Annotated in this window: 7 protein-coding genes and 1 pseudogene; 5 read left to right on the top strand and 3 right to left on the bottom strand. The window is 43.5% G+C overall.

Annotated elements, in window-relative coordinates; genetic code table 11:
* Position 1: 1 nt before the first annotated feature.
* Positions 2–1,693, top strand: a complete 1,692-nt coding sequence (locus EHN07_RS06340; RefSeq protein WP_124023335.1) for a DUF262 domain-containing protein — start codon at positions 2–4, stop codon at positions 1,691–1,693.
* The gene (pglZ, locus tag EHN07_RS06335; protein ID WP_124023334.1) at positions 1,677–3,725 is read left to right on the top strand and encodes a BREX-1 system phosphatase PglZ type B; all 2,049 of its coding nucleotides are present in this window, start codon (positions 1,677–1,679) and stop codon (positions 3,723–3,725) included. The genes EHN07_RS06340 and pglZ overlap by 17 nt, the downstream gene beginning before the upstream one ends.
* A 174-nt stretch (positions 3,726–3,899) precedes the next feature.
* Here the strand turns inward: pglZ and EHN07_RS06330 are convergent, their stop codons facing one another.
* Both EHN07_RS06330 and EHN07_RS06325 read right to left on the bottom strand, forming a co-directional pair.
* Positions 3,900–5,762, bottom strand: a complete 1,863-nt coding sequence (locus EHN07_RS06330) for a DEAD/DEAH box helicase family protein (RefSeq protein WP_124023333.1) — start codon at positions 5,760–5,762, stop codon at positions 3,900–3,902.
* 47 nt (positions 5,763–5,809) lie between these two features.
* Positions 5,810–7,807 (bottom strand): DEAD/DEAH box helicase family protein, encoded by a 1,998-nt coding sequence (locus EHN07_RS06325; RefSeq protein WP_124023332.1) that lies wholly within the window; start codon positions 7,805–7,807, stop codon positions 5,810–5,812.
* A 370-nt stretch (positions 7,808–8,177) separates the two neighbouring features.
* On the opposite strand from EHN07_RS06325, the gene EHN07_RS06320 reads away from it, so the two are divergent.
* The 3 genes from EHN07_RS06320 to EHN07_RS20800 all read left to right on the top strand — a co-directional run bounded on the left by EHN07_RS06320 (position 8,178) and on the right by EHN07_RS20800 (position 13,284).
* Entirely contained in the window at positions 8,178–11,696 is a 3,519-nt protein-coding gene (locus tag EHN07_RS06320; protein WP_124023331.1) for an AAA domain-containing protein, read from the top strand.
* A 467-nt stretch (positions 11,697–12,163) separates the two neighbouring features.
* Positions 12,164–12,847, top strand: coding sequence for a WYL domain-containing protein (locus tag EHN07_RS06315; protein ID WP_124023330.1), 684 nt, complete (start codon positions 12,164–12,166; stop codon positions 12,845–12,847).
* 38 nt (positions 12,848–12,885) lie between these two features.
* Positions 12,886–13,284, top strand: coding sequence for a GTPase (locus EHN07_RS20800; RefSeq protein WP_124023329.1), 399 nt, complete (start codon positions 12,886–12,888; stop codon positions 13,282–13,284).
* Here the strand turns inward: EHN07_RS20800 and EHN07_RS06305 are convergent.
* Positions 13,276–13,524 (bottom strand): annotated as a pseudogene (locus EHN07_RS06305) (MFS transporter); the annotation flags it as partial. The gene EHN07_RS20800 and the pseudogene EHN07_RS06305 overlap by 9 nt on opposite strands.
* Positions 13,525–13,526 lie beyond the last annotated feature (2 nt).

Raw genomic sequence — 13,526 nt, 5'->3', positions numbered from 1 at the left:
AATGTCAAAAAATATTACGGGGGCAGAATATGCCCTCTCAAAAATATTCAGCTCTGATTTTGATTATGAGATCCCTCCCTATCAGCGTCCGTATGCCTGGACGACAGAGCAAGCGGGTGAGTTGTTTGATGATCTAAATGATTTCTACCACTATGAAAAAGAAGAAAGTTATTTTCTTGGCAGCATTGTATTAATCAAGCAGGAAAGTAGACCTCATGCTCAGGTAATAGATGGGCAGCAGCGGTTAACCACACTGACAATTTTAATTGCTGCGTTAACTCATTTAATTGATGATGAAGGCGCTAAAGCTGAATGTTTCGCTTATATTCAAGAACCTGGAAAAAAATTGCAAGGGATACCTGCGAAACCGCGCTTAGCTCTGCGTCAACGCGATCGTGAATTTTTTGCTTCAACTGTCCAATCATTAAACTTTTCTGAGTTAGCCTCTATTGATTCGGCAACATTGGGTAATGAGTCACAAATTAATATTCAGAAAAATGCCTTGCTCTTGCAAACTAAATTGCAGCAGGCATTTGTCGATAGTGACGCTTTGATAAACTTTGGTATTTTTTTGATGACCCGGTGTTTTTTGGTTGCTGTGACCTCACCAAGTCAGCAGTCTGCTTTTCGTGTATTTTCGGTTTTGAATAATCGCGGTATGGATCTTTTGCCTTCGGATCTAATTAAAGCTGATGCGATTGGTAAAATTACTGAGTCGAAACGTGATGCTTTTAATGATAAATGGGAAGAAATTGAGGTAGATACAGGAAGAGAAGGATTGAATGGTCTTCTTACTTATATCCGAATGATTTATGCCAAGACCAAAGCAAAACGCGTGTTGTTGGAAGAATTTCGAGAGCATGTTCAATCAAAAATTCATGATCCTGAAGTGTTGATCAATGAAGTCATAGCTCCTTACGCTGATGCCTACTTGGTTGCTCGAGATGCTCGTTATTTGTCATCGTCAAATGCTGGAGACATTAACCAATTGTTGCATTGGCTAAACCGCATTGACAATTCAGATTGGTTGCCGGTAGCTATTCAATATTTATCTAAATTTGGTTTTGATAGCTCAGCTGTGATGGATTTTATGTTTCGGCTAGAGCGTTTAGCCGCGAAACTTCATATTTGTGCTGCAAACATTAATGAACGCATTGATCGTTATGCAAAAGTGTTAATTGAACTTGATAATGCAAATTCTACAGAGATTAGCTCAGTAGATTTATCTCAAGAAGAAACAACAGATTTTATTAACCAAATCGATGGTGATGTATATTACTTGACTGCCCGCCGACGTAATTATCTTATCTTGAGAATTGATTCATTTTTGTCTGACGGGGCTGCTAAATACGAACATTCTCTTCTGACCATTGAGCATGTTTTGCCACAGACGGTGGAAGAAGGAAGTCAGTGGGATATAAACTGGCCAAATGTTGCACAGCGAGAAGAGTGGACCCATCGTCTTGCTAATCTCGTGCCACTAACACAAAGAAGAAATTCACAAGCCTCAAACTTCGATTTTGAACGTAAAAAAATGGCATACTTTGCGGGACAAAATGGTGTGTCGTCATACGTATTGACTACGCAGGTATTAAATACGGGTGAATGGATGCCTTCTGTACTAGAAAGTCGACAACATGATTTGATTGAGTTGTGTAAATCGAACTGGAAACTATATGTTAGTAATCAATAAATTGATCGTTCAGATTCGTAGCTCCGCTGCCTTTAACAAAAGTGTTCAGGTCCCACCTGCTGCCATTTTGTGGACGGATATTGATAGGCAGTGGCAGTCAGCAATGCCCTACATTAAGCAGCAGCTGCCTGAATTGATTGAACTTGGTGATTATAATCCTGATCTTCGCACTGGCCCGGCAATATGGGTGAAATGCGCTATTGCTGGTGTGCTTGAGGAATGTGTTTTACCTGAAGGAAAAACACCGATTATCTATCTGCCTGGTGTCGGTCGTAAAGATTTACGAGCAATTGAACAATGTCCTGAGTTTCTTAAACCCTTAGCAGAATTGCAATATCGCGGCTGTTGGTGGGCTTATAATTCCGCGGGCCGTGATTGGTCTGTGGGTTCGTTCCTCACAAACCCTAAAGCTGGCCTCGAGTTGGATCTTGCGAAAGACAAGAAGACGCATGAAGCCATTTTGCAGGTACTACCAGATCTCTTAGAGACGCCTGTTGTTAGTCTGCAAGGTAAAAAACTTGAAGCAGAGGATTTCTACTCTATTGTTCTTGATGATATGGCACGAGATATCTTAGGTTGGCTGAATAATCCTCAAGAGAAAGAAAAACTATGGCAGGGGAGTCGCTGGGATATTTTTGCAAATTCATGCCAGATACAATATGGCTTTATTCCAAACAAGGAAGGTGTGGTTCAAGCTTTACAATTGCTATGCCAGGCTGAAGGCCAATGGCAAGGTATATGGCGCCGATTTGAGGAAACAGCTAATAATTTGCCATTACTAGTGAATCAACTCAAAGCTATTCAGCCTGCCGACTTAGTTGTGCTATTTCCAGAAAACTATTTGTCCAAAAACCTGGAAGACGAGCAGTCGATAGAATCCGCTTTTCATAGGATTGAGGGACAAGGGCGTCAAGAGCTAAAAGCAGTTTTCAGTGATCTTTGGCTAACTCAGAAAGAACGTAAGACATGGATATGGCATCGTTTGGAGCTGTCACCTTGGCTAAGCGTGTTGGAAGATATGATGATGGTGCTCGAGCACACGGAAATCAATTTTTCCGGTAGTACACCAGAATCGATGGCTGACCATTTTAAGGAGCAATTTTGGCAAGCGGATGCTGCAGTGTTAAGTGCAATGTCCAAAGCGAAAGATATCCACCAGCAAGAGCTGATTGCAAATGTGCTTGGTATTATTTACACGCCATGGCTCGAAAAAACGGCATTAAACTTTCAGCAATTAGTAGCCCAGTTTGGGTACCCTGGTGATAACCAGGTTAAGGAAAATACAGCTCAATACACAGTTGGTAGTCAGGTTGTGTTTTTTGTAGATGGTTTGCGTTTTGATACAGCTAAAATGCTGGAAGAGAAACTGTTCAATTGCGGTATTGAGAGCCATTTAACATCGCGTTGGGCTGCATTACCTTCCCTTACTGCAACGGCCAAGGCTGCTGTAACACCATTAGCTGATATGCTGACGGGTAATGATACTAATGATGATTTTATTCCTGTTTTAGCCGACAGCCATTCGTCATTTAGCAGCCATTATTTGAAAAAATTGTTGGAAGAAAAAGGCTGGCAATTTTTGGATGGACTTGAAACCGGTGAGCCACAAGGCGGTTATGCTTGGGTACAAACAGGTGACTTGGACCATTTAGGTCACGATCACCAGCGCCAAATGCCCCAATATATCGATAAGGTTCTTGGGGACGTTGTAGCTCGAGTAAGTGGTTTGTTTGATGCTGGTTGGAAGCGTATAAAAATCGTTACTGACCATGGTTGGTTATGGGTTCCTAATGGTTTGCCAAAAGGGGAACTCAATAAATCACTAGGTAAGAATCGTCAGCGCCGCTGCGCTATTTTAAAAGACAACGTGCATTACGATGGTTTAGTGGTTCCTTGGTTCTGGAATTCCAATGTATCTGTGGCGATGGCCCCTGGAATTTCAGGTTATGTTTCGGGTGATTATTACAATCATGGTGGCATATCACTACAAGAGTGCTTAACTCCAGTAATAGATCTAAGAAAGCAGGGTTAGTAATGATAGGAAACTAGTTATTAATGAGTCTGCGGCCAAAAGGCATTAATTACCTAGAGGCCCCTCAGGACATACCTGCAGTATCTGCCTTATAACTGTTTCAGCTTAGTTAAGGTAGATACTGTAACGAAGAACTCTAATACTTGAAAGAAAACACCTAAAAATTATAAACTTTTATCGAAAAACACTTTTATGGCGGATGCTTGTCTTTTCGATATTTTCTGAAATTATAGATTTTTCATCCGACAATACTTGAGAAAATGAGCCTCGCTTATACAGTAAAATCAGCGTGTCATCATACTCTGTATTTAAAGCATCACAGATTTCTGCCATATCATCAATATCCATAGCGCGTTTAAATGCATCCATCTGACCCGAAAGGTTATAAATGCTAAAGATACTTGCCATAACTCGTTTATCTTCAGTTTTTTCGCCGCCACCAGGTTTTACAATATTGTTGAATTCGACATCTTCACCTTTATCTAATCGAGATGTGAAAGAAAGGGCACGTGATTTTGCACAGCTTGGAGTGCCATCATCATATGTGGCACCATTAACCCACTGAGCTTTTACCCAGTTTTGATGATCACCTCTAAGAGCTCGTCCTTTTTTCCGATAGGGCCCTTCTTCGCTAAGAAGTTCTTTGCGGATGATTTCTATCGCATCTAATAACTCGTTATCTTCTGTATAAGTTGAAAAATCAAAATTCGGATCACTTAACTTACCAGGCACAGAAATATATCCTTGCGTTAAGTAAGTAGTACTATCATCAATTTTTGTTGTCACCTTGAGTTCTGGTACCGGAGCAACACTAGTTCCCCTGTCAAAACCTCTTATGTCGTAACGAGAACATATTTGCTCAAAGACCTGCTGGAGCCCTTCGAATTCCTTGGTGTCATCCTGAGATTCGAGGTGATCAAGTAGTTCACTATAAGCGCGAATGGCATCTAGATTAGTGTAGTGTTTAGCCCTTGTGTTTTGATGATAACCACAAGACCGGCCTATATTCGCCTGAACAACAGCTGCAATGTTGGCAATAGTACTATCCCAAGTATTGATTACTGCGTTTTTCATTTCTTGGCCAAAGTTTACTCCGGCCCTAAACCCAGCAACTGTAATCGCAATTAGTTTTTCATCAAATAATGTTGCAGTTTCAAATTCACGTCTGAAGTCATCGATAGAGCATAATTCACGATCATCAATTCCGACGAGCTTCTGGCCGATGATATAGATATGCTCAGCCTCTATGCCATTGTCGAGTAGAATTTGCCTGGTGAGGTTAGCTTGGCTACTCGGAACACGGATTAATGACCACCCTGCACCATCGTAGTCCTTAAACTGTCGGATAAATCGATTACGTAACAGAGAGTCTTGACAAAAATCCCTGTAATCTTGATCAAGTTTTATTATTTGGTTATGGCTGTGCATTTGGCGAATACCATGGTACTCAGCACTGGTTTTATGGAATACAAGAGAGGTATTGAAGTTATGGCGAAGTATCGAACCCCCTCCAGCTGCGTAAAGTGCGCTGAAGGGGGTTGCTGAGACGAAGACAACCTTACAATCTTGATTTTCAAACTCTAAATAGTTGAAGATTTTATCGTAGCGTATACTGTCACTACTGGAACCATAGTGACATTCATCGATAATAATGAGTTTGGGATTTTGGTGTTTGAAATCAGTTTCTATGGTGACATCGAAATTTATAAAATTACTCACGACGACATTTTTACAGGGTGACAGGTCCCGTTTGGCTTGCTCTTGCAAACTAATATCGCTCATCGTTAAAAGATATAACGTGTCCTTTAGTAACTTCCGATTGCCAATCAACTCATCTGAAAGTGAAAGTCGCTGCAGTCCAGCAAGGGCGAGAGCAATACCTGATTTACCAGATTGCATTTCAGCAGCCAAAACTACTGCACGAGAGCCTGATAATAATTTAGAGAAGGTTTTATTTGCTGCTATTCGTTGATGCTCAAATGTTTGAGCTTCAAGTATTTCTTTGACATATAGGCGATGTTTATTTTCGATATTCATATTGGGCTTGATGCTAGTTGACAAAAGGGGCTTCGAGGCCCCATGAACTAGTAAGTAACATCTGTTTTATCGGAGAAATGGGATTCATTACTTAACTCCCCAGACTTTTCAGGTAGCTCATTGTGCTGTTTCTTAGCATTTGAGCGTTCAATATCATATTCACCGCGTTTGTAGAGCACGATCAGAGTATCATCACGTTCAATACCAAAATGATCGCACATATCCCAGACGTCTTCAGTTGTCATTATTATTTTTTTAACATTTCTTCGGGAAATGTTGTAGATACTAAAAATCGTAGCGGTAACCAATTTGTTTTCAGACAGTTCGCCAGAACCTGGGGCTACTACTCGGTTAAACTCAAGGAATTCACCATTGTCGAGCAATTGAGTATAGAGCTTGGTTTTAATCTTTTGCGTACCATCTGCTTGTGCTTTTTCGTGATTGTTGAAGCTATCTCCATTAACCCAATGTGCTTTGATCCAGTTCTTCTTTTTGCCCCGCATAGCCCGATTGCCTTTGACACTAGGCGCACCTTTAGCTGTGAATTCGTTGCGTATGAGCTCAATTGCCTGTAGAAGGATTTTATCTTTAGTGTAGTGGCTAAAATCGGTGCTTTCTTGAAGTAATTTGGCCGGAACAGCAATATAACTATCGGTTTTGTAGGTCTCTACATCACCAATAGGGCGGCGACGTTTATACTTAATTGTAAGACCAACATCCAACCCATTTACATTGTATTCCTGACAGACGTCTTCGAAGAACTCCCTTATTCCGTCAAAGTCTGATGCTGCATAGTCAGAGCAAGTTTGTTCCAGGTGACTGAGGATCGCGCCATAAGCCTCTGCTGCGTTTAAATTGGTGTAGTGCATGGAAGAATTATTACCATGATAACCACAGGCCCGGCCAATATTAGCCTGTACAACAGCCGCTACACTGGCAACGGTGCTGTCCCATGTTGAAATGAGGTTGTTTTTCATCATTGCGCCAAAATTAATTCCTGCCCTGGCTCCTGCAACAGTGATGGCTATCAATTTATCTTCAAACAGTAATGCATCATCGAATTCTTTTTTAAATCGCTCGATACTGCAATGTTCGTCTTCAGGAACACCACTTAGTGAATTGCCGAGTATGTAGATTGAGTGTTCGTCGATGCCTTTAGAAATTAGGAACTGTTTTGCTTCCATGGCTAAGCCTGCGGGAACGCGTACCAGTGACCATCCCATCTCTTGATGAGCTAAAAATTGTTCAATGAAAGAATCTCGTTCTTGAGATGGGTATAAGAAATTTTTAGAATTGTCTTCTAATCCTATAACTTTTCCATTTCTGAGCATTTCTCGGACACCGTAGTATTCATCACTGGTTTTGTGAAACACTAAGCGGGTATTGAAGTCACGTCTTAGAATCGAGTCCTTGAGCGCATTATTTGCAACATCTCGTGCTTCCTGCAGCAATTGAATGTCATTGCTTTCTTCAGCTTCTTGTTGCAAATCAATTGCATCCTGATATTCAGTATCTGCACCATACAACGCCCCAAATGGCGTAGCTGAAATAAATACAACTTTGCACTTGTCGTTCTCTTGTTCTAAGTAGTCAAATATTTTGCTGTAACGAACGGCAGATACATTCGAGCCATAATGGCATTCGTCAATAATAATAAGCTTAGGTGGATTACCTTTAAATTCTGTTTCCAATGCTTTTTCAAAATTGACAAAGTTACTTACGACAACGTTTTTGGCCTGTTTGAGATCTTGCTCTGATTGTTCTTTCAAAGCAGTATCCGGCATAGTGACAAGGTAAAGCGTGTCTTTCAGTTGCTTACGGTCACATATATCTTGATCGTTCAAACTCAGCCGTTGAAGACAGCATAATGCTAATGCAATCCCAGACTTACCAGCTTGCATTTCTGCTGCTGTAACAACGGCTCTGACATTGCCAGAGAGCGCTTCAAATGTTTTGGTTGCTGCATTAACTTGATGAGAATGAAGGCTATTGCTTTTGAGGACTTCATCTACAAGATGGCGAAGTTTATTTGCTTTCTCAATCAAAGTTAATTCCTAGCGTCTATGAAAATTGTTTGTAATTGAACGAATTATAACCTTTTGTTCTGATCAATCAATTCGCGAAACTTATTAATAAGACCATTATTTATATCTTTACAGTGTTACTAAGAACAATGAGCAAAACCAGAGCAATGTAGCCCGAGGTTAGCTGTCGTTGTTCCTAAATTGGCACTGACCTGCTCCACCGTTGATTAACACTACTACGTCAAAATGGGCTGGCTCTGACTTTAATGTTACAGTCCTTTTCACAGCACAAACAAATTATTGCGATCACGCTCGCATCGTGGACAATGTTTAATCATCAGGAATTTATATCAACGAAATCAATAATTTTATCTAAGTTACGGGATGGGGAATGGACCACAATACTCAGGGATTCACTTCATACTGGCGTAATACCTTAGCTGATGCCGAGTCTGGAAAAGGCGCATTTGAGCGTAAAGATGACGATTTATTCACGCAGTGGATGGATGTCGCAGCGGGAAAGTTAAATGAGGAGATTGTTCATTCGTTCTTCGTTGGTGAAGACGCTCAGGTTAAGACTGTTGAGGTGATGTTACGACCACAGGTATGGATTCGCCTATTAAAGCATGGCAAAGAGCGGACTGCGGGTGCTCCTGGTATCGTTACACCTTTGATTACCTCTGCTCTCCTGAACCGCGAAGGTTTTTTGTTCCCCATATCTCCTACCACTATTCCCCGTGACCTGCTTGAACCGCTTCCTAAAGGCACCTTTTCTATTGGTGAGATGACGGAATATGACAAGTTTAAAACAACAAATGATTCAACCACTTTCGGTCCTGGTGATGAGGATGAGCAGCGTGAGGAAACAGACGAACAACGAGCGGAGCGATATGTTCGTTATCAGCAGTTGTGGCAAAAGTATCTTAAAGATACAGGCGAACTTTTAAAACATGTTGCAGGCAAATGGCTCGCATCACCTGAGCAATACGAACCAACTGGATACGGCTACATTATTAAAGCCAACCAACCCGGAGGGGCCAGTATCCATATCCTGCCCATGTACGATCATCTGCTGTCGTGCAAAAAAGAGGTTCCATTACTAACGCGCTTTGCTTCGACTGAAATGCCATCTGTAGAACCTCTCCTTGCCGCCAATGCAATGTTCTGCGAGCGGCTGGGGCATTCCGGGGATGAGTTCCCGTTGGCAATGGCGCAGCGAGATGCCCTAGGCCATTATCTCACCCAGCAATCTGGCGATATCCTCGCGGTTAATGGCCCGCCGGGAACCGGAAAAACCACTCTGGTTCTCTCTATCATTGCTACTGAATGGGCAAGAGCGGCCCTCAATAAAACCGAGCCGCCGGTGGTTATTGCTACCTCAACCAACAATCAGGCCGTGACCAATATTATCGAAGCCTTCGGTAAGGATTTTTCCACTGGCACCGGAGCTATGTCCGGGCGCTGGCTGCCTGAGCTAAAAAGCTATGGCGCTTACTTCCCGTCTTCTGGCCGTAAGGCTGACGCAGCGAAAAAATACCAAACGGATGATTTTTTTAACCGCGTTGAATCTCTGGAATACATTGAAGAGGCAAAGGTTTTCTATCTGGAGAAGGCAAGGGCGGCGTTCCCATCGTCGGATTGCTGCTCTCCCGAACGCGTCGTGGATCTTTTGCATGAGTGTTTAACCAAGCAGTCCGCGCAGCTAAATGACATCGAGACTGCATGGGAATGCCTGAATTTTATTCGCCAGGAGCGTAATGCTATTAGCGAAGATCTCGACCAATATATTCAGCACAAAAGTACGTCATTGCTCGATAGCAAGAATGAAATCGCATTTTTGAACCAAGGCAAAAAACAATGGCAGCAATATCGTGCGGGTGAGTCAATTGTGTATGCGATCTTCTCCTGGATTCCCGCAGTCCGTACTAAGCGCCACTACCAGATTAACCTCTTCCTGGACGAGACGTTTGGCACAAGAATGGCCGCGTTCCAGGGGACCGCACCTGAAGGTATCGATGCGTATATCGACGGCCTTGTTGCCCAGGTGCAAACAGAACGGGATGGATATCAGCAGCAAATTGATCTTGCTCAAGACGTTTCCCGACGCGAAAGTGAGGCTACCCGATATTGGCATGAACTGACCAAGTCACTGGGGCATACAAGCGAAGAGGAGCTGAGCCTGGCTGGAGCTGATGAGCTTGCCGATATGATGATCCGCTTCCCGGCATTCCTGTTGGCGACCCATTACTGGGAAGGTCGCTGGCTGATGGATATGGCGGCGATTGATAATCTTCAGAAAGAAAAAGGCCGTCGCGGGGCGAAAAGCGTAAAAGCCCGCTGGCAGCGTAGAATGAAGCTCACACCCTGCGTCGTGATGACCTGCTACATGCTCCCTAACCATATGAAGACTAGTGAGTTTGTCGGTGGGACTAAGAAATATGATGGTAACTATTTATATAACTTTGCCGACTTGCTGATCGTAGATGAAGCCGGGCAGGTGCTTCCCGAAGTGGCCGCAGCCTCCTTCGCACTAGCGAAGAAAGCGCTAGTGATTGGCGACACAGAACAGATTGCACCTATCTGGAACAGTTTACCCAGCATTGATATCGGTAATATGGTGGAGGAGAACATTCTTCCTGGCGGTACCCAAGAAGAGCTCACGGATGCCTATGCACTGGTGTGTGATTCAGGGAAAAGTGCGGCATCAGGCAGCGTAATGAAGATAGCCCAGTTTAATTCTCGCTATCAATACGATCTGGATTTATCCCGTGGGATGTATCTGTACGAGCACCGTCGCTGCTTCGATAACATTATCGGTTACTGCAATACTCTGTGCTATCACGGCAAGTTACAACCAAAGCGGGGAATCGAAAATGAGACGCTTTTTCCAGCGATGGGCTATCTGCATATTGATGGCAAAGGTGTGCAGGCAAACAGTGGGAGCCGCTATAACGCATTTGAGGCAGAGACAATAGCGGCCTGGCTCACTGCTCACAAAGAAGAAATCGAGCGTCATTACGACAAGCCGCTGCATAAAGTGGTTGGGGTTGTGACGCCATTTTCAGCGCAGGTCAACGCCATCAAAGCAGCGTTACGCAAGCTCGACATTAACTGTAGCGGTGATGAGGATTCGCTAACGGTTGGTACAGTGCACTCGTTGCAGGGGGCAGAAAGAGCTATCGTGCTCTTCTCCTCAGTCTATTCTAAGCATGAGGATGGTGGTTTTATCGACCGCGAGAACAGCATGTTGAACGTCGCTGTTTCCCGTGCAAAAGATAGCTTCCTGGTCTTTGGTGATATGGACCTGTTTGAGATCCAGCCTGGCTCTTCGCCACGCGGATTGCTGGCAAAATACCTGTTTGCTTCCACCAGCAATGCATTGCAGTTTGAGTTTCAGGAGCGCAAAGACTTAAGTGCAGCACAAACGCAGATCTCAACCCTGCACGGTGTGGAACAGCATGATGCGTTTCTGAACCAAACCTTTGTCACTATCGGGAAGAACATTACTATTGTTTCCCCTTGGTTGGCCTGGAAAAAACTGGAACAAACCGGTTTTCTGGCATCGATGATCCTGGCGCGCTCGCGTGGTATTGATATCACCGTAGTAACGGATAGAAATTTTAATACCGAACATACCGATTATCAGAAACGTAAAGAAAAGCAGCAGAGCCTTAACGAGGCTGTGGCTAAGCTAACCGATATGGGCATAACTACGAAACTGGTCAATCGCGTTCATAGTAAAATTGTGATTGGCGATGAAGGGCTACTGTGCGTGGGATCGTTTAACTGGTTCAGCGCTGCGAGAGAAGATAAGTATCAACGGTACGATACGTCAATGGTGTACCGTGGTGAAAGTTTAAAAGGAGAAATTCAGACGATATATAGCAGTCTGGAGCAGCGCCAGCTGTAAAAATGGGATGTATTAGCTCAAACCTGAACTGGCAGTTATCGGTTTTTTATACGGATAGCTGTCAGATTACATCGATCTTGAATTTTTTATTACTTCCTATAATTACTGCACTTCTTCATACATAGAGCCAACCAAAAGAAATCTCACCATAGATCATCTGCAGCAACGCAATCACTGCACGGATATATATTGGTTTATAACTATTTTCAGAACTAAATCATTTTCGTGAGCAGTAGATACTGTCTTTCTGACAATGCGGAATGCGACAGGTTGTGTCGTTTTTTTGATGATGCCTTCGCCTTGAAATCAAATAATTAACTTATCTTTCATAATATTAGGTAGCTTCAGTTACCCCCACCATTTTTTCAATCCACCTCCCTTTGGTACGACATAACGTGTCGAACCAGTACGTCATAATCTCCCATATCAATATCAGGTTATTTTGGGAGTTCAGGACTGTTCTCACCATGAAAATACAACATGATCATTATGACCGCCTGTCTGTCAGGTTATCGGTCATTATCAGCCGATTGTTGGCTGGCCAATCCCTGGAGTTGAAAGCGCTGGCTAATGAGTTTGGTGTCTCAGAGCGCACTTTACAGCGGGATTTTCAGCAGCGTCTAATCCATCTGGATCTTGAACATTCCAGTGGCTGCTATCGACTTATACGGCGAACTGGTCGAGAGCATTTACCCAATACCTTTGCGTTTATCCTCAACTCTGGCATTTCGGGGATCATTCCGGCTCAGAACCGCAGACTAATCCGGCTGATTACCAGCAGCTCTGGTGGCTCTCCATGTCTTATCGGGCATGGAGGGCTGCCATCGCCAATCACGCAGACCACCTGTTTTCTGGAACTGGCCGAAGCTATCCGTGACTACCGGGCCGTTACGCTATTAGTCAATGGTAAGAGCTACGACGGAGTGGCTCCTCGCCGCCTGATCTTCCAGTCCAGAAACTGGTTTCTTGTGGCTACCCGAGCCAGAAAGCTAAAGGTGTTTCGGATGGAAGACGTTAACGCTGTGACTGTTCTTGACACCTCTTTTCGCAGAAAGCCTGAACTTGATGCACTCACCGCCAGTGAGGAGTTTATTTCGACTCTTCCTCACTTTCGTTTTATCAGCGACGTTATTCACACCTTTAGAGAGTAACTGGCAACATTCATTTCAACATAAGCAAGGAGACCTTTATGGGTGACCCGGTAAAGGGCGAAGGCCGGATGATTACTGATGCTAATGGCATCACCAGAAGAGAAGGGGAGGTTTCAGGGATAGGGGACAACATGTTTAATGATAGCAATGCGATAAAAGCCGACAGAACGCCGCTCATACCTGACATCAGGGATATTCTAGATGTTTTCCCTCAATCGCTGCGGGAAAGTCTGGTTAACAAAATCAGTGAAGCTATCGACTATGAACCTGTCATTGGCGTGATGGGAAAGACCGGCGCAGGTAAATCAAGCGTGTGTAATGTGCTATTCCAGGGCGAAGTGTGTGCAGTCAGTGACATTGAAGCCTGTACACGTGAGACCCAGCAACTGCGTATACGCTTTGGTAAACGTTCACTGATGATCATCGATACGGTGTAATGCCAGGTTGCTCGGCACCTCCAGAATAATATATCCGATAAAAAAGATCCCCGATGCCAGCCCAAACTGCGCTATATGCATTCCTAAATCTTCAACCATACCGTTAGGTCCGGCAAAAGAAATGGCCGTGCGATCGAGAAAATTTATAAAAAACATCAGTGCAACAAAAGGAACAAGCCGTAAACAGACTTTTCTGATAGCAGACTTTTCAATAGCCGATGGAATGATATTTTCTGACATAA

Source organism: Buttiauxella warmboldiae (assembly GCF_003818135.1).
Taxonomy (GTDB): Bacteria; Pseudomonadota; Gammaproteobacteria; order Enterobacterales; family Enterobacteriaceae; genus Buttiauxella; species Buttiauxella warmboldiae.
The sequence above is the reverse complement of the archived record's forward strand: the minus strand, read 5'-3'. Positions and strand labels throughout refer to the sequence as shown.

Bases quoted from the DNA above. Each gene is read 5' to 3' on its own strand.
- pglZ (WP_124023334.1), top strand. From the start codon at position 1,677: ATGTTAGTAATCAATAAATTGATCGTTCAGATTCGTAGCTCCGCTGCC.
- EHN07_RS06315 (WP_124023330.1), top strand. From the start codon at position 12,164: ATGAAAATACAACATGATCATTATGACCGCCTGTCTGTCAGGTTATCG.
- EHN07_RS06330 (WP_124023333.1), bottom strand. From the start codon at position 5,762: ATGAATATCGAAAATAAACATCGCCTATATGTCAAAGAAATACTTGAA.
- EHN07_RS06340 (WP_124023335.1), top strand. From the start codon at position 2: ATGTCAAAAAATATTACGGGGGCAGAATATGCCCTCTCAAAAATATTC.
- EHN07_RS06320 (WP_124023331.1), top strand. From the start codon at position 8,178: ATGGACCACAATACTCAGGGATTCACTTCATACTGGCGTAATACCTTA.
- EHN07_RS20800 (WP_124023329.1), top strand. From the start codon at position 12,886: ATGGGTGACCCGGTAAAGGGCGAAGGCCGGATGATTACTGATGCTAAT.